Source organism: Neorhizobium galegae bv. orientalis str. HAMBI 540 (assembly GCF_000731315.1).
Lineage (GTDB): Bacteria > Pseudomonadota > Alphaproteobacteria > Rhizobiales > Rhizobiaceae > Neorhizobium > Neorhizobium galegae.
In genome coordinates this window covers 3273263-3287752 of record NZ_HG938353.1, presented here as the reverse complement: position 1 = coordinate 3287752, position 14490 = coordinate 3273263, and the positions used below count along the sequence as shown (strand labels likewise).

The window sequence follows — 14490 nt, the reverse complement described above, 5'->3', positions numbered from 1 at the left end:
ATGACGATGATCTTCGGCATACCGCTTCAGGCCTTTCTCGGGCAGCTCCTGATCGGCCTGATCAACGGGTCCTTCTACGCGCTCCTGAGCCTCGGCCTTGCGGTCATCTTCGGCCTTCTGCGCGTCATCAACTTCGCCCATGGTGCGCAATACATGCTCGGCGCCTTTGCGGCTATGCTGATGCTGGAATATTTCGGCATCAACTATTGGGTCGCGCTGATCCTCGGGCCGATCGTCGTCGGCCTGTTCGGAGCCATCATCGAACGGACGATGCTGTCGCGGCTCTACAATCTCGATCCGCTTTATGGCCTGCTCTTCACGTTCGGCCTGGCGCTGACCATCGAGGGCACTTTCCGGTATCTCTATGGTGCCGCGGGCCAGCCCTATTCGGTGCCGGCGCAGCTGGCCGGCGGCACCAACCTCGGCTTCATGTTCCTGCCCATCTATCGCGGCTGGGTGGTTGTCGTGTCGCTGGTCGCCTGCATCGGCACATGGCTGCTGATCGAGAAGACCAAGCTCGGCGCCTATCTTCGTGCCGCAACGGAAAACCCGGTCCTGGTCCAGGCCTTCGGCGTCAACGTGCCGGTGCTCCTGACGCTTACCTACGGGCTGGGGGCAGCACTCGCCGCCTTTGCCGGCGTGCTGGCTGCGCCGATCTACCAGGTCTCGCCGCTGATGGGTTCGAACATCATCATTGTCGTTTTTGCAGTGGTCGTGGTCGGCGGCATGGGCTCGATCATGGGCGCCATCCTCACCGGCTACATGCTGGGCATTGCAGAAGGCCTCACCAAGGTGTTCTATCCGGAAGCATCCAATATCGTGATCTTCGTGATCATGGCGATCGTACTTCTGCTTCGGCCTGCCGGCCTTTTCGGACGGGATGCGTGAGATGAGCGAGATGACCCAAACCGCTGCCAAGCCGCGTATCGAACGGTCGGCCACCGCTTCCAGAACCTATGCGATCTTCCTGATCATCGGTCTTGTGGCCCTGATCCTCGCGCCGATGTTCTTCTACCCGATCTTCCTGATGAAGCTCTTGTGCTTCGCACTGTTTGCCTGCGCCTTCAATCTGCTGCTCGGTTATACCGGGCTGCTCTCTTTCGGTCATGCGACCTTCTTCGGCGGGGCGGCCTATTTCACCGCCCACGTGGTCAAGGAATGGGGCTTTCCGCCGGAACTCGGCATCCTGACCGGCGTCGCGGGCGCTGCATTGCTCGGCCTGATCATGGGGTTCTTCGCGATCCGCCGGCAGGGCATCTATTTCGCGATGATCACGCTGGCTCTGTCGCAGATGTTCTTTTTCTTCTGCCTGCAGGCGCGGTTCACCCAGGGCGAGGACGGCATCCAGTCGGTGCCGCGCGGCCATCTGTTTGGCTTCATCGATCTCTCCGGCTCGACCAACATGTATTACTTCGTGCTTGGTGTGTTTCTGATCGGCATGGTGATCATCTGGCGGTTCATCAACTCGCCCTTCGGCATGATCCTCCGGTCGATCCGGGAGAATGAACCGCGCGCCATTTCGCTCGGCTATTCCGTCGCCCGCTACAAGCTCGGCGCCTTCGTGATGTCGGCGGCACTGGCCGGCCTTGCGGGCGGGCTGAAAGCGCTGGTCTTCCAGTTCGCGACGCTGACGGACGTCGCCTGGCAGATGTCCGGCGAAGTGATCCTGATGACGCTGCTGGGCGGCATCGGCACGCTGATCGGACCGATCTTCGGAGCCGGCCTGGTGGTCACGCTGCAGAACTATCTGGCGACGTCGCAATTTCCGGTGACGATCGTCACCGGCGTGATCTTCATGGTCTGCGTCCTCGTCTTCCGGCGGGGTATTATCGGGGAATTCTACGCCTCCCGGCTCGGCCGGAAGCTCGGTTTCGAGCATAGACGATAAGATAGAGGGAGGGCGCAGGGATGCGGCCGCGGACGTGGTTCGCGGGGCGCATTTCCCTGGAGCATAAAGCATGGAAAATTACGACTACATCGTCATCGGGGCGGGCAGCGCCGGCTGCGTCCTCGCCAATCGGCTATCGAAGGATCCCGGCAACCGCGTACTGATCCTCGAAGCGGGCGGCAACGACAACTATCACTGGGTGCATATTCCCGTCGGTTACCTCTACTGCATCAACAATCCGCGCACCGACTGGTGTTTTACGACCGAGAAGGAAGAGGGGCTGAACGGTCGTTCGCTCTCCTACCCGCGTGGAAAGATCCTCGGCGGCTGCTCGTCGATCAACGGCATGATCTACATGCGCGGCCAGGCTTACGACTACGACATGTGGCGCCAGATGGGCTGCACCGGCTGGGGTTGGGACGATGTGCTGCCGATCTTCAAGAGATCCCAGGATTTCTACAAGGGCGCCGACGACATGCACGGTGCCGGTGGCGAATGGCGCATCGAGAAGTCGCGGGTGCGCTGGGCCGTGCTCGACAGCTTCCAGAAGGCCGCCGAAGAGGCCGGCATTCCGATCGTCGACGACTTCAATCGCGGCAATAACGAAGGCTCCAGCTATTTCGACGTCAACCAGCGCTCCGGAATCCGCTGGAACACATCGAAGGGCTTCCTGCGCCCGGCGATGAAGCGGCCGAACCTCACCGTGCTCACCAAGGCGCACGTTCGAAAGCTGATCATCGAAAACGGCGAGGTGAGGGGCGTCGAGTTCCAGCATGATGGGGTGGCGAAGAAGGCCTATGCCAAACGGGAAACCGTGCTCAGCGCCGGCGCGATCGGCACGCCGCATATCCTCGAGCTCTCCGGCATCGGCCGCGGCGATGTCCTGCAAAACGCGGGCGTCGAGGTGGTCAAGGAAGTGAAGGGCGTCGGCGAGAACCTGCAGGACCACCTGCAGCTCCGCCTCGTCTACAAGGTGACCGGCGTTCCGACCCTCAACGAAAAGGCCTCGAGCCTGATCGGCAAGGCGTCGATCGGGCTGGAATATGCGCTGAAGCGCTCCGGGCCGATGTCGATGGCGCCGAGCCAGCTCGGCATCTTCACCAAATCCGGTCCCGACAAGGAGACGCCGGATCTCGAATACCACGTCCAGCCTGTCTCGCTCGACAAGTTCGGCGAGCCGGTCCACTCGTTCCCGGCAATGACTGCCAGTGTGTGCAATCTTCGTCCCGAGAGCCGCGGTTCCGTGCATTTGAAAAGCCCAGACTTTGCGGCAGTGCCGGGCATCCATCCGAATTACCTGTCGACCGCGGCCGACCGTGACGTTGCCGTCAAGTCGATCCGGATCACCCGCGAGATCGTCAAAAAGCCGGCGTTTGCGCGCTATCATCCGGAGGAATACAAGCCGGGTCCGTCCTACGAGACCGATGCGGACCTCGAAAAGGCAGCCGGCGACATCGGCACGACGATCTTCCATCCGGTCGGCACCGCGCGGATGGGATCCGATCCGGACAGCGTCGTCGATCCCCGCCTCAAAATGCGCGCAGTCGGAAGGCTGCGTATCGCCGATGCCTCGATCATGCCTAATATAGTCTCCGGCAACACCAACTCGCCGACGATCATGATCGCTGAAAAGGCGGCGGAGATGATCCTGGCAGACAATCGGTAGACCGGAGAAACGCATGCCCGATACCTCCATCCTGAGCGACGAAGTCCTCATCGACCGCATCGGTTCGGCCGCCGTCTTTCTGCTCAACCGGCCGAAGGCGCTGAACAGCTTGAATTCCGCCATGGTGCGAGCGATGAAGGCCGCGCTGGAGGAATTTGCCGGCAATCCGGAAATTTCCTGTGTCGTCGTCAAGGGCGAGGGGGAGCGTGGCCTCTGCGCTGGCGGTGATATCCGCGTCATCTACGAGAGCGGCAAATCGGACGATCCGGAGGTCACCCGGTTCTGGCGGGAGGAGTTTCCCCTCAACTACATGATCTCTCGTTACGAGAAGCCGTATGTGGTGCTGATGGACGGCATCGTCATGGGCGGCGGCGTCGGGATCGCTTCGCATGGGAAACATCGGATCGTCACGGAACGGACCCGTCTCGCCATGCCCGAGACCGGCATCGGCTACGTGCCCGATGTCGGCGCCACCTGGCTGCTTCCCCGCGCGCCTGGCGAGACCGGCACCTGGATAGGGCTGACAGGGGAGGTGATTGGCGCGGCGGACGCCATCTATGCCAATCTTGCCGATGTGAACGTGCCATCGGAGCGGCTCGGCCCGCTTGTCAAGGCGCTGGGAGAACTGAAGGGCGGCGCGTCCGACGAGCAGGTGCGGGCGGTGATCGATCGTTTCGCCGTTACGCCGGGCGAAAGCCCGCTCGAAGCCCATCGCGACCTGATCGACCGGGTTTTTCGCTTCGATACGGTCGAGGAGGTTGTCGAAGCCCTGAATAGAGAGGATGATGAATTCTCCATCAGGACGCGCGACATTATCGCCAAGCGGTCGCCGACCAGCCTCAAGCTCGCGCTTCGGCTTGTCAGGCGCGGCCGCGAAAGTTCGAGCCTTGTCGAATGCCTGGAGCGGGAATTCACCGCCGGCGCTGAAATCCTGCACAACCACGATTTCTACGAGGGCGTGCGCGCCGCGATCATCGACAAGGACCGCAATCCCAAATGGTCTCCGGCAACGCTGGAGGAGGTCGCGGATACGGATCTCGACCGCTATTTTGCTGCGCGGCATCCGGTTCTGTTTCCGGATCACAGACTTTAAAGCAACAACGAGGAGGGGAGGAAGACATGAGCAAGATCGCTTTCGTGGGCCTTGGCAATATGGGCGGGCCGATGGCCGCCAATCTTGTGAAAGCAGGCCATGAAGTGCGCGGCTTCGACTTGTCGGAAACGTCCGTAAAGGCAGCCGCCGAGACGGGCGTGAAGGCCTCCGGAGCGCTGGCGGAAGCCGTCAGCGATGCGGAATGTGTCATCACCATGCTGCCGAAGGGGCAGCACGTCACGGCCGTGTGGACCGATCTCACTACGCTCATCCCCGAGGGCACTCTCGTCATCGACTGCTCGACCATTGATGTGGAAAACGCCCGCAAGGCGCATGAACTGGCCGACGTTATGAACTGCATCTCGCTCGATGCACCCGTCTCCGGCGGCACCGGCGGGGCGGCGGCCGGCACGCTGACCTTCATGGTCGGCGGTTCGGAAAAAGCATTCGCCCTGGGCAAGCCGATCCTCGAGGCGATGGGAAAGAAGATCGTCCATTGCGGCGACGCCGGCGCCGGCCAGGCGGCAAAAATCTGCAACAACATGATATTGGGCATATCGATGATCGGCGTCTGCGAAGCATTTGGCCTGGCGGAAAAGCTCGGTCTTTCGCATCAGGCGCTGTTCGACGTTGCCTCCACCTCGTCCGGCCAGTGCTGGTCGCTCACCACCTATTGCCCGGTGCCGGGTCCGGTGCCGACTTCACCCGCCAACAACGACTACAAACCGGGTTTTGCCGCAGCGCTGATGCTGAAGGACCTGACGCTGTCGCAGGAGGCCGCAAAACAGTCCGGTGCAGCGACGCCGCTCGGCGCCCACGCGGCCGAGCTTTATGCCGAGTTTGAAAAGACGGGGCACGGCGCGGACGATTTTTCCGCCATCATCCAGATGCTGCGGGGGAAGGCGAGCGGGACGAGCTAGGCCGATTGATCAGGCAGGCGGTGTTTGTTTCCTCTGCGCAAAGGGAGTAAATTCCCGTCCTCTGGCCAATCGGTTCAGAGCTTGTGATGGAGGCAGACATGGGACGCCAATACATCGATTGCCGCGAGTTTCCGAGCGAGATGAAATGCACCGTAGCCATCTCGGCCGACAGCATGGACGAACTCGTCAACGCTGCGGTACAGCACGCCATTACCGTACACGGTCATCAGGATACGCCGGAGTTCCGTTCGGAAATCACCAAGGTCATCCACGAGATGGAACCGTCGCGCAGTGTCGCGTGAGGTATCCGTAATCGAGTTGCCGTGGCTTAGACGGCGCTTCCTCCTTCGACGGTGGGAGCGCTTCTCTGGAGCTTGAGCGAAAAGCTCCGCCAACATGGCGAAAAATGGACAAAATTTCTAAGGCGCTCACAAAGCAGGGTGCGGGGTTCCTCGCGGTTTGATGGACGTACCGGTAGTTTCATCGTCACCATCGAACACCGGAGACTTGCATGAACCGCCTCCTGATCCTCGGCACCGCCCTTATTGCTCCCTTGGCCGCGCTTTTCGTCACCCCCGCGCTGGCCCAGTCGCCGACGAAACTGCTCAACGCTTCCTACGACGTGTCGCGCGAACTGTTCGTCGCCGAGAACGAAGCCTTCATCAAGGGCCATCCGGGCGTCACCATCGACCAGTCGCATGCAGGCACCTCGAAGCAGGCCCGCTCGATCCTCGAAGGCCTCGAAGCCGACGTCGTGACTTTCAATCAGTCGACGGACATCGATTTCCTCGCCAAGAACGGCTTCGTCGCCAAGGACTGGACAAAGGCGTATGCCAATAACGCCTCGCCCTTCTATTCCTTCCCGTCGTTCCTGGTGCGCGCCGGCAATCCGAAGAACATCAAGGATTGGGCCGATCTGGCTCGCGCTGACGTGCATGCCGTTTTCCCGAACCCGAAGACCTCGGGCAACGCCCGCTACACCTATCTCGCCGCCTACGCCTGGGCCAAGGAAGCCTATAAGGGCGACGAAGAGAAGGTCGATGCTTATATCACCAAGATCTTCGACAACGTGCCGGTCTTCGATACCGGCGGTCGCGCCTCCACCACTACCTTCGTCGAGCGTGAAACCGGCGACGTGCTGATCACCTTCGAGGCGGAGACCCGCGGCATCGTCAAGCAGTACGGCGCCGACAAGGTCCAGAGCGTCATCCCGTCGGTCAGCCTGCTCGCCGAATTCCCGGTCGCGGTGGTCGACAAGGTTGCCAAGAAGCACGGCACAGAAGCCCTCGCGAAGTCCTATCTCGACTTCCTCTACACGGAAGAAGGGCAGCGGATCGCTGCCCAGTTCGGCCATCGCGTCAACAACGAGAAGGTCGCCGGCGAGTTCAAGGATCAGTTCCCGGCGATCCGCCTCGTCAAGGTCGACGACGTCTTCGGCGGTTGGGACAAGATCCAGAAGGATCACTTCGCCTCCGGCGGCACCCTCGACAAGCTGTACGGCAGCCGCTAAGCGCAGACTGGACTTCAACCAAGCCTCGCCCGGCGAACGAAAGTTCGCCGGGCTTTGCCGTGCAAAGAGGAAACGACCGCTTGAGACGCAATGTCCTGCCCGGGTTACGCCTGTCGCTGGGGGTGACGCTGTTTTATGTCGGGCTGATCGTGGTCCTGCCCCTGGCAGCTCTGGTCTTCAAGGCCGCGAGCCTCGGCCCGGAGGATTACTGGCGGATCGTCTCCTCGTCGCGGGCGCTCGCGAGCTACCGCGTCACCGTGCTTTCGGCGCTCGGCGCCACCACCTTCAACCTGTTCTTCGGCCTGGCGCTCGCCTGGGTACTGACGCGCTATCGGTTCCCGGGCTGGCGGATCGTCGACGCCATGGTCGATCTGCCCTTCGCGCTGCCGACGGCGGTGGCCGGCATTGCCCTGACGGCGCTTTTCACCACCAACGGCTGGTTCGGTTCTATCCTCGCCGACCTCGGCATCAAGGTCGCCTATACGCCACTCGGCATCATGATCGCGATGTGCTTCACCTCGCTGCCGTTCATCGTACGCACCGTGCAGCCGGTGCTGGAAGATCTGGATCCGGCGCTGGAAGAGGCGGCGCAGTCGCTCGGCGGCTCGGACTGGACAATCTTCCGCAAGGTCATCCTGCCGCTTCTGACCCCGGCGCTTCTGGCCGGCGTATCGCTCTCCTTTGCCCGCTCGCTCGGTGAGTTTGGTGCGATCATCTTCATCGCCGGCAATCAGCCGATGTCGACGGAGATCACTGCACTTCTCGTCTTCATCCGGCTTGAGGAATACGACTACCAGGCCGCCGCCGCCATCGCCTCCGTGCTGCTGATTGCCGCCTTCGTCATGCTCGCGCTGACCAACTGGATGCAGTCGCGGGCGCTTCGCTACACGGTGAGGGGGTGACCATGGGTGCGGCCCGTACAGGCAGAAAGCCGCCGCGCGTCGGCGACCAGCCGCTCTTCCGCCGGATGCTGATCGGCATCGTTCTGGTGATCGTCGCCCTGCTGATCGTCGCGCCGCTGGTGGTCATCGGCGTCGAGGCTTTTTCGAAGGGGTGGGCTGTCTATCGCGACACGATCATTCACCCGGATACGCTGCATGCGATCGGGCTCACGGTGTTTGCGGCAATCGTCGCCGTGCCAGTCAACACCGCTTTCGGGATCGCAGCCGCCTGGTCGATCACCAAGTTCGACTTCTGGGGCAGGCGCTTCCTGCTGGTCGTCATCGAGATCCCGTTTTCGGTCTCGCCGATCGTCGCGGGTGTCGCCTATCTCTTCGTTTATGGCCTGCAGGGCGTCTTCGGTCCGACGCTGGATGAATACGGGGTCAAGATCCTGTTTGCGATCCCTGGCATCATCCTCGCCTCGATGTTCGTCACCGCCCCCTTCGTCGCCCGCGAACTTATCCCGCTGATGCAGGCGCAGGGCCGCGATCTCGAAGAAGCCGCGACCTCGCTCGGCGCGTCCGGCTGGCGGACCTTCTTCTCGGTGACGCTGCCGAACATTAAATGGGCGCTGCTTTACGGCGTCGTGCTCTGCAACGCCCGCGTCATGGGCGAGTTCGGGGCGGTCTCGGTGGTCTCCGGCAATATTCGCGGGCAGACCAATACGCTGCCGCTGCATATCGAGCTGCTCTATCACGACTACCAGGCGGCAGGCGCCTTTGCCGCGGCCTCCATCCTGGCGCTCATCGCCGTCTTCACCATCATCGCCAAGGTGGCGCTGGAGCGCCAGGGTGCCGGCCGCGTCCGTCGCCCGGCTCTGGTCGCCAATCCCGCGGAGAAAACCCAATGAAAATCCGCCTCGAAAACGTCGTCAAAACCTTCGAGACCTTCCGTGCCGTGCGGGATGTTTCCTTGGAGATCGAAAGCGGCGAGCTCGTCGCGCTGCTCGGCCCGTCCGGTTCCGGCAAGACGACCATCCTGCGCATGGTCGCCGGTCTCGAATATGCCGATGGCGGCCACATCTATTTCGGCGACCAGGACGCTACCGACATTCCGGTGCGCGACCGCGGCGTCGGTTTCGTCTTCCAGCATTACGCGCTGTTTCCGCATATGACGGTGGCGGAAAACATCGCCTTCGGCATGAAGGTCTCGAAAGTGAAGCGCGAGAAAGCGGCGATCGAGGCGCGTGTCGTAGAGCTGCTGAGATTGGTGCGCCTGGAAGGTCTCGGCGACCGGTTCCCGGCGCAGATTTCCGGCGGTCAGCGGCAGCGCGTGGCGCTGGCCCGGGCGCTGTCGGTCGATCCCAAGGTTCTGCTGCTCGACGAGCCGTTCGGGGCGCTCGACGCCAATGTGCGCCACGACCTGCGCCGCTGGCTGCGCGAGATCCACCGCGAGCTCGGCATCACCACGATCTTCGTTACCCACGACCAGGAGGAGGCGCTGGATCTCGCGGATCGCGTCGTCATCCTGAAAGACGGCCACATCATCCAGCAGGGCACGGCGGAAGAAGTCTGCCGCAATCCGCAATCCGCCTTCGTGATGAAGTTTCTCGGCGACGCCAACGTGCTCGCCGCGGAAGTGCGCGACGGCAAGGCTTATGCAAGCGGTGCTGCGATCGACGTTTCCGGCATGGCGGACGGCAAGGCCGAACTCTACGCCCGCCCCGCCGATCTCGACTGGTCCGCGCAGGGGCCGGGCATTCCGGCCAGCATCACCCGCGTGCTCGACCGCCCGGACGGCCGGCGGGTGCTGGCGACCACCGAGACCGGCGAACAGCTGGAATTCGACGTCGAGCCGGAGCGGGCAGTGAAGGCGGGCGAGGGTGGTTTTGTGACGCTGCGACGGGCAAAGGTGTTTGCGCTCTAAGTCGTCAGTTCAAACGCATCCTCGGCCAGCACCTCGCCGTTGACGATCAGCTCGACCGGATGCCGCCCTGCATAATGCACGCGGGTGGTGAAGTCGCGGATGGCGCGGCTCATCGTGAGTTCGCAGATTTCGCCAGCACCAAACGTGATCTCCTTCCACTTGAAGACCTTCTTCGAGGTGCCGCCGGCCTTCTTCACGTAGTGGACTGCATAATCGACGACCAGCTTCTGCGGCGCCGACGCGGTCGACACCATCCTGGCCGATATCTTCACCGCGCCGCCGAGTTTCAGCGACGACGGCGTCACCGTGAAACTGTCGATCTTTACTTCCGCCTTCTCGCCGGCGCCGAGATGGTGCAGCGCTTTCGCATCACCCTTCTTGATCAGCGTGCGCAGCGCCTGTTTGATGATCCAGGCGGTGCGCGGGTCGTCCTTCGGCCAGTCGGCGATCCTGTCGAACACCCAGGTAGGATGGTCCTTGGTGATGTCGTTCAGATGGTTGGCGACGGATTTGCGCACGTAAAGGCTCGGGTCGCTTCTCAGATTTTCGAGGATCGGTGCGACAGGCGAGGGGTCGGCAATCAGTTCTTTCAGCTGGAATGACCAGGGCAGGCGCGGACGGCAGCCTTCGCTCGAAAGCCGGCGCACGTGCTCGTTGTCGTCGAGGGACCACGTCTCCATCACTTTCAGTGTCCGGGCGAGGTCCTTCAGGAGGAAATGCCGGATGGCGAATTCCGACGAGCCGAAGCGGGTGAAGAAGGCGAGCGCCTCCATCGACAGGTCGAAATGGTCATGGCCGTGGAGCGCCACATATTCCGGCAGCACGATGGAGGCGAAGCCGTGGTTGATGCGCGGTGCCAGTGCCCGCAGGATGTCGATATTCTTTTCGAAGCCGCCCGGCAGGACCGCGTGGTAGGCGATGGCGATCTGACGCAGGCGCTGCATGATGCTCAGATCATCGAGACCGGCAGAAGTGAGCGTCAGAAAGCGCTCGCCATCGAAACCGGGATGGATGGCCTGGGTCTCCGCCGTAAAATGCCGGAGGCGATCTCGGTTGAAGATTTCCTTCAGGAGCGGTGCTGCTTCAGTCTCGGCCATGGCGCTTCATCCGATGTTCACTGTTTGTTTTTGGTATTTGACTCGGGTGAAACCGGCAAGCGCAAAAGAAAACGCCGGCCGGTGCAGGGGCACCGACCGGCGTCGAGAACTAGGTTCTAAGAAGCCGTCAGATCAGCTCATCTGGCTGACGAAGCGGGTTTCGAGATAGGCTTCGGTGGCTTCCGAGCCGCCTTCCGTGCCGTAGCCAGAGTCCTTGATGCCGCCGAACGGTACTTCCGGCAGGGCCAGACCGTTGTGGTTGATGGTCAGCATGCCGGCTTCCACCTGGCGGCTGAGCGCATGGGCGGTCTTAACCGAGCCGGTGAAGGCGTAGGAGGCGAGGCCGAAGGGCAGGCGGTTGGCTTCCGCGATCGCATCGTCGTAATGCGAGAAGCGGTTGATGATTGCGATCGGGCCGAAGGGCTCGTCGTTCATGATCTTGGCCGATGTCGGCACTTCGGAGAGCACCGTCGGCTCGAAGAAGTGGCCCTTGTTGCCGATGCGGTGGCCGCCGGTCTTCAGCTCGCCGCCATGGGTGATGGCGTCCTGGATCAAAGCTTCCATGGCGGGGATGCGGCGCTCGTTGGCGAGCGGACCCATGGTCACGCCGTCTTCCAGGCCGTTGCCGACCTTGATCGCCTGTGCCGCCTTGACGAAACCGGCGGTGAACTTGTCGGCGATACCGTCCTGCACGAGGAAGCGGGTCGGGGCGACGCAGACCTGGCCGGCATTGCGGAATTTCGACATGGCGGTCACTTCGATCGCCTTTTCGAGATCGGCATCATCGAAGATCATCACCGGCGCATGGCCGCCGAGTTCCATCGTGGCGCGCTTCATGTGCTTGCCGGCAAGGGCCGCCAGATGTTTGCCGATCGGGGTGGAGCCGGTGAACGAGATCTTGCGGATGACCGGATGCGGGATCAGGTACTCGGAAATCTCGGCCGGAATGCCGTAGACGAGGTTGACGACGCCCGCGGGCACGCCGGCATCGATGAAGGCGCGGATCAGCTCGGCCGGCGAAGCGGGCGTTTCTTCAGGCGCCTTGACGATGATCGAGCAACCGGTCGCAAGAGCTGCGGAGAGCTTGCGGACCACCTGGTTGAGCGGGAAGTTCCAGGGCGTGAAGGCGGCGACAGGGCCGACCGGCAGCTTGATCGCCATCTGCGAGACGCCGCTCATGCGGGCCGGGATGATCTGGCCATAGGTGCGACGGGCTTCTTCGGCGAACCAGTCGATCGTGTCGGCGGCGCCCATGACTTCCATCTTCGACTGGGCGAGCGGCTTGCCCTGTTCGCGGGTCATGTAATAGGCGATCTGGTCGACGCGCTGGCGCAGCAGGTCGGCGGCCTTGCGCATCAGCTTCGAGCGGTCGAAGGGCGAGGTGTCGCGCCAGATCTTGAAGCCCTTTTCGGCGGCTTCCAGCGCCAGGTCCAGGTCCGCCTTGCGGGCATGGGCTATTTTCCCGATCACTTCTTCCGTCGCGGGATCGGAAACATCGATGGTTTCGCCGCCGATGGCATCGCGCCATTCGCCGTTGATGAAAAGCTTGACGTCGGGATAGCTGTGCATGGTGTCCACTTTCATTTCAAGGCTGGATACGCCGTTTTAAAGGCGTTGGGAGAGGGTGCGGAAATATCGGGTCTGACCTAAAATAATTGACAGCAACAATCAACGTTCATTGGCAATGTTCGAAAGGTGCTGAATGAAATCCGGGCTTCGCTCTTCTTAAAGATAGGGTGGCGTGCAGGCACTTACCACCTCGCAGCGCTCGGTTCCGACGTTACGATATCGGTGCGGCTGGCGGCTGTCGAAGAGGAAGGCGTCGCCCTTTTTGAGGATGCGCGTCTGGCTGCCGACGGTCAGTTCCAGTGCGCCGGCGACGACCACGCCGCCTTCTTCCGCCTCATGCTGCAGCATGGTCTCGCCGGTATCGGCGCCAGGCTCGTAGAACTCGTGGAAAATCTGGACGCTGTGGGATTTGGCGTCGCCGACCTGCAGCAGCGTCAAAGCGCCGGTCGAAAGCGGCGTCAGTTCATCAGCGCGGTAGAACACTTGGTCGACCGGCGGCAGGGTCAACGCGAAGAAGTCGGTCAGCGGATAGTTGATTGCCTCGAGGATCTTCTTCAGCGAGGCGACCGAGGGGCTGACCTTGTTCTTCTCAATCAGCGACACGAGGGAATGGGTGACACCCGCCTTGACCGCCAGCGCCCGCTGCGACAGGCCGTGCTGCTTGCGCACCAGGCAAAGACGCTCGCCGACATTGAAACCGCCACCGGCCCCTTCCGCCGCATTCTCCATGGCGTGCATTCTTCAAAACGACCTTTTGTTTCATTTCCTCGCCGCCGATCACGGCAGCGTTTCACTGATACACCGAAGGCGGGAATTTCTCCAATGACGAAAAACGGCGCGGTTGGTGAGTGAATGCAAGTTTTTTCGGCTGGATGTCGGATTAGCGAAAGCACGTGCGTCTTTAAGATATGGTCGCCATCGACGACCGCGCAACCAGGATCGAAAGGGAGAAATGCAATGGCGAAGAACACAATCTGCTTATGGTTCGACAAGAATGCCGAGGAGGCTGCCCGCTTCTATGCCGAGACTTTTCCGGACAGCAAGGTCGGCCCCGCAACGCGCGCGCCCGGCGATTACCCGGACGGCAAGCAGGGGGATGTGCTCGTGGTGGAATTTACCGTTGCCGGAGTGGCATGCATCGGCCTGAACGGCGGCCCGATCTTCAAGCACAACGAAGCGTTTTCCTTCCAGATTTCGACCGAAGACCAGGAAGAGACCGATCGCTACTGGAACGCCATCGTCGGTAACGGCGGTCAGGAAAGCGAATGCGGATGGTGCAAGGATAAATGGGGCGTCTCCTGGCAGATCACGCCGCGTGTCCTCATCGAAGCCCTGGCTGTCGGCGGCGGCGAGGCGAAACGTGCCTTCGATGCGATGATGACCATGAAGAAGATCGACGTTGCGGCAATCGAAGCTGCCCGGCGTGGCTAAGGGAGACAACCAATGGACAAAAAAATGAGCAATGGCCGCACGGCGGTCGAACGGGGATCGGAGCGCGAACTGGTCGTGACGCACAGCTTCGACGCCCCGGTTCGCCTGGTGTTCGATGCATGGACCAAGCCCGAATTGTTCAAGCAGTGGTGGGCGCCCAAGTCCAGCGGCGTCCCGCTTCTTTCCTGCGAGATGGATGTGCGCACCGGAGGCGGCTATAGCGTCACGTTCGGACAGGACGCCGCAAACTCAATGACCTTCTTCGGAAAATATCTCGAAGTGTCGCCGCCATCGCGCCTCGTCTGGACCAATGACGAAAGCGAAAACGGCTCCGTCACCACGGTCACCTTCGAGGAGGAGGAGGACGGCAGGACGCTGCTGGTCCTGCATGAGCTCTATCCTTCCAAGGAAGCGGCCGACGAATCCTGCGCCGGCATGGAAGGTGCGATACCCGAACAGTTCGGGCAGCTGGATGAACTTCTCGTCACCCTGGGCGCGCGCGTGTGAA

At 61.9% G+C, this 14490-nt stretch carries 15 protein-coding genes; 12 read left to right on the top strand and 3 right to left on the bottom strand.

Annotation, left to right across the window (positions count from 1 at the left end; all coding sequences use genetic code 11):
* The 10 genes from RG540_RS16260 (at position 1) to RG540_RS16215 (ending at position 9885) form a co-directional block, all read left to right on the top strand.
* Positions 1 to 888 carry a branched-chain amino acid ABC transporter permease gene (locus RG540_RS16260; RefSeq protein ID WP_038590015.1) on the top strand — a complete coding sequence of 296 codons (888 nt, stop codon included), beginning with the start codon at positions 1 to 3 and terminating at the stop codon, positions 886 to 888.
* Position 889: 1 nt separating this feature from the next.
* Positions 890 to 1888, top strand: a complete 999-nt coding sequence (locus RG540_RS16255) for a branched-chain amino acid ABC transporter permease (protein ID WP_038590012.1) — start codon at positions 890 to 892, stop codon at positions 1886 to 1888.
* 70 nt (positions 1889 to 1958) lie between these two features.
* The gene (locus RG540_RS16250; RefSeq protein WP_038590011.1) at positions 1959 to 3554 is read left to right on the top strand and encodes a GMC family oxidoreductase; all 1596 of its coding nucleotides are present in this window, start codon (positions 1959 to 1961) and stop codon (positions 3552 to 3554) included.
* Positions 3555 to 3567: 13 nt separating this feature from the next.
* Entirely contained in the window at positions 3568 to 4647 is a 1080-nt protein-coding gene (locus RG540_RS16245; protein WP_038590009.1) for an enoyl-CoA hydratase/isomerase family protein, read from the top strand.
* 26 nt (positions 4648 to 4673) lie between these two features.
* Positions 4674 to 5567 (top strand): 3-hydroxyisobutyrate dehydrogenase, encoded by an 894-nt coding sequence (mmsB, locus tag RG540_RS16240; protein WP_038590006.1) that lies wholly within the window; start codon positions 4674 to 4676, stop codon positions 5565 to 5567.
* A 98-nt stretch (positions 5568 to 5665) separates the two neighbouring features.
* Complete coding sequence (locus tag RG540_RS16235; protein WP_038590003.1) at positions 5666 to 5869, top strand: DUF1059 domain-containing protein; 204 nt, start codon at positions 5666 to 5668, stop codon at positions 5867 to 5869.
* A gap of 209 nt (positions 5870 to 6078) precedes the next feature.
* Positions 6079 to 7077 (top strand): thiosulfate ABC transporter substrate-binding protein CysP, encoded by a 999-nt coding sequence (cysP, locus tag RG540_RS16230; protein WP_038590001.1) that lies wholly within the window; start codon positions 6079 to 6081, stop codon positions 7075 to 7077.
* Between the two features lie 80 nt (positions 7078 to 7157).
* Positions 7158 to 7979 (top strand): sulfate ABC transporter permease subunit CysT, encoded by an 822-nt coding sequence (cysT, locus tag RG540_RS16225; RefSeq protein ID WP_038589998.1) that lies wholly within the window; start codon positions 7158 to 7160, stop codon positions 7977 to 7979.
* Between the two features lie 2 nt (positions 7980 to 7981).
* Entirely contained in the window at positions 7982 to 8869 is an 888-nt protein-coding gene (cysW, locus tag RG540_RS16220; protein ID WP_038589994.1) for a sulfate ABC transporter permease subunit CysW, read from the top strand.
* Complete coding sequence (locus tag RG540_RS16215; protein WP_038589991.1) at positions 8866 to 9885, top strand: sulfate/molybdate ABC transporter ATP-binding protein; 1020 nt, start codon at positions 8866 to 8868, stop codon at positions 9883 to 9885. The genes cysW and RG540_RS16215 overlap by 4 nt, the downstream gene beginning before the upstream one ends.
* On the opposite strand, the gene RG540_RS16210 is transcribed toward RG540_RS16215, so the two are convergent.
* From RG540_RS16210 to RG540_RS16200, 3 genes are all read right to left on the bottom strand, one after another.
* The gene (locus tag RG540_RS16210; RefSeq protein WP_038589988.1) at positions 9882 to 10982 is read right to left on the bottom strand and encodes a DNA alkylation repair protein; all 1101 of its coding nucleotides are present in this window, start codon (positions 10980 to 10982) and stop codon (positions 9882 to 9884) included. The two genes, RG540_RS16215 and RG540_RS16210, sit on opposite strands and share 4 nt — an antisense overlap.
* A 132-nt stretch (positions 10983 to 11114) precedes the next feature.
* Complete coding sequence (locus tag RG540_RS16205) at positions 11115 to 12551, bottom strand: NAD-dependent succinate-semialdehyde dehydrogenase (protein WP_038589985.1); 1437 nt, start codon at positions 12549 to 12551, stop codon at positions 11115 to 11117.
* 156 nt (positions 12552 to 12707) lie between these two features.
* Positions 12708 to 13289 carry a cupin domain-containing protein gene (locus tag RG540_RS16200; RefSeq protein WP_051909462.1) on the bottom strand — a complete coding sequence of 194 codons (582 nt, stop codon included), beginning with the start codon at positions 13287 to 13289 and terminating at the stop codon, positions 12708 to 12710.
* 219 nt (positions 13290 to 13508) lie between these two features.
* Here RG540_RS16200 and RG540_RS16195 point away from each other — a divergent pair, with 219 nt between their 5' ends.
* Together RG540_RS16195 and RG540_RS16190 are read left to right on the top strand one after the other, a co-directional pair.
* Positions 13509 to 13982: a VOC family protein gene (locus RG540_RS16195; RefSeq protein ID WP_038589979.1), complete on the top strand. Its 474-nt coding sequence runs from the start codon at positions 13509 to 13511 to the stop codon at positions 13980 to 13982.
* 12 nt (positions 13983 to 13994) lie between these two features.
* Positions 13995 to 14489 carry an SRPBCC family protein gene (locus tag RG540_RS16190; protein ID WP_038589977.1) on the top strand — a complete coding sequence of 165 codons (495 nt, stop codon included), beginning with the start codon at positions 13995 to 13997 and terminating at the stop codon, positions 14487 to 14489.
* Position 14490 lies beyond the last annotated feature (1 nt).

Excerpts from the sequence above, each read along its gene's own strand:
- RG540_RS16260 (WP_038590015.1), top strand. The coding sequence starts at position 1 with ATGACGATGATCTTCGGCATACCGCTTCAGGCCTTTCTCGGGCAGCTC.
- RG540_RS16255 (WP_038590012.1), top strand. The coding sequence starts at position 890 with ATGAGCGAGATGACCCAAACCGCTGCCAAGCCGCGTATCGAACGGTCG.
- RG540_RS16250 (WP_038590011.1), top strand. The coding sequence starts at position 1,959 with ATGGAAAATTACGACTACATCGTCATCGGGGCGGGCAGCGCCGGCTGC.
- RG540_RS16245 (WP_038590009.1), top strand. The coding sequence starts at position 3,568 with ATGCCCGATACCTCCATCCTGAGCGACGAAGTCCTCATCGACCGCATC.
- mmsB (WP_038590006.1), top strand. The coding sequence starts at position 4,674 with ATGAGCAAGATCGCTTTCGTGGGCCTTGGCAATATGGGCGGGCCGATG.
- RG540_RS16235 (WP_038590003.1), top strand. The coding sequence starts at position 5,666 with ATGGGACGCCAATACATCGATTGCCGCGAGTTTCCGAGCGAGATGAAA.
- cysP (WP_038590001.1), top strand. The coding sequence starts at position 6,079 with ATGAACCGCCTCCTGATCCTCGGCACCGCCCTTATTGCTCCCTTGGCC.
- cysW (WP_038589994.1), top strand. The coding sequence starts at position 7,982 with ATGGGTGCGGCCCGTACAGGCAGAAAGCCGCCGCGCGTCGGCGACCAG.
- RG540_RS16215 (WP_038589991.1), top strand. The coding sequence starts at position 8,866 with ATGAAAATCCGCCTCGAAAACGTCGTCAAAACCTTCGAGACCTTCCGT.
- RG540_RS16210 (WP_038589988.1), bottom strand. The coding sequence starts at position 10,982 with ATGGCCGAGACTGAAGCAGCACCGCTCCTGAAGGAAATCTTCAACCGA.
- RG540_RS16205 (WP_038589985.1), bottom strand. The coding sequence starts at position 12,551 with ATGCACAGCTATCCCGACGTCAAGCTTTTCATCAACGGCGAATGGCGC.
- RG540_RS16200 (WP_051909462.1), bottom strand. The coding sequence starts at position 13,289 with ATGCACGCCATGGAGAATGCGGCGGAAGGGGCCGGTGGCGGTTTCAAT.
- RG540_RS16195 (WP_038589979.1), top strand. The coding sequence starts at position 13,509 with ATGGCGAAGAACACAATCTGCTTATGGTTCGACAAGAATGCCGAGGAG.
- RG540_RS16190 (WP_038589977.1), top strand. The coding sequence starts at position 13,995 with ATGGACAAAAAAATGAGCAATGGCCGCACGGCGGTCGAACGGGGATCG.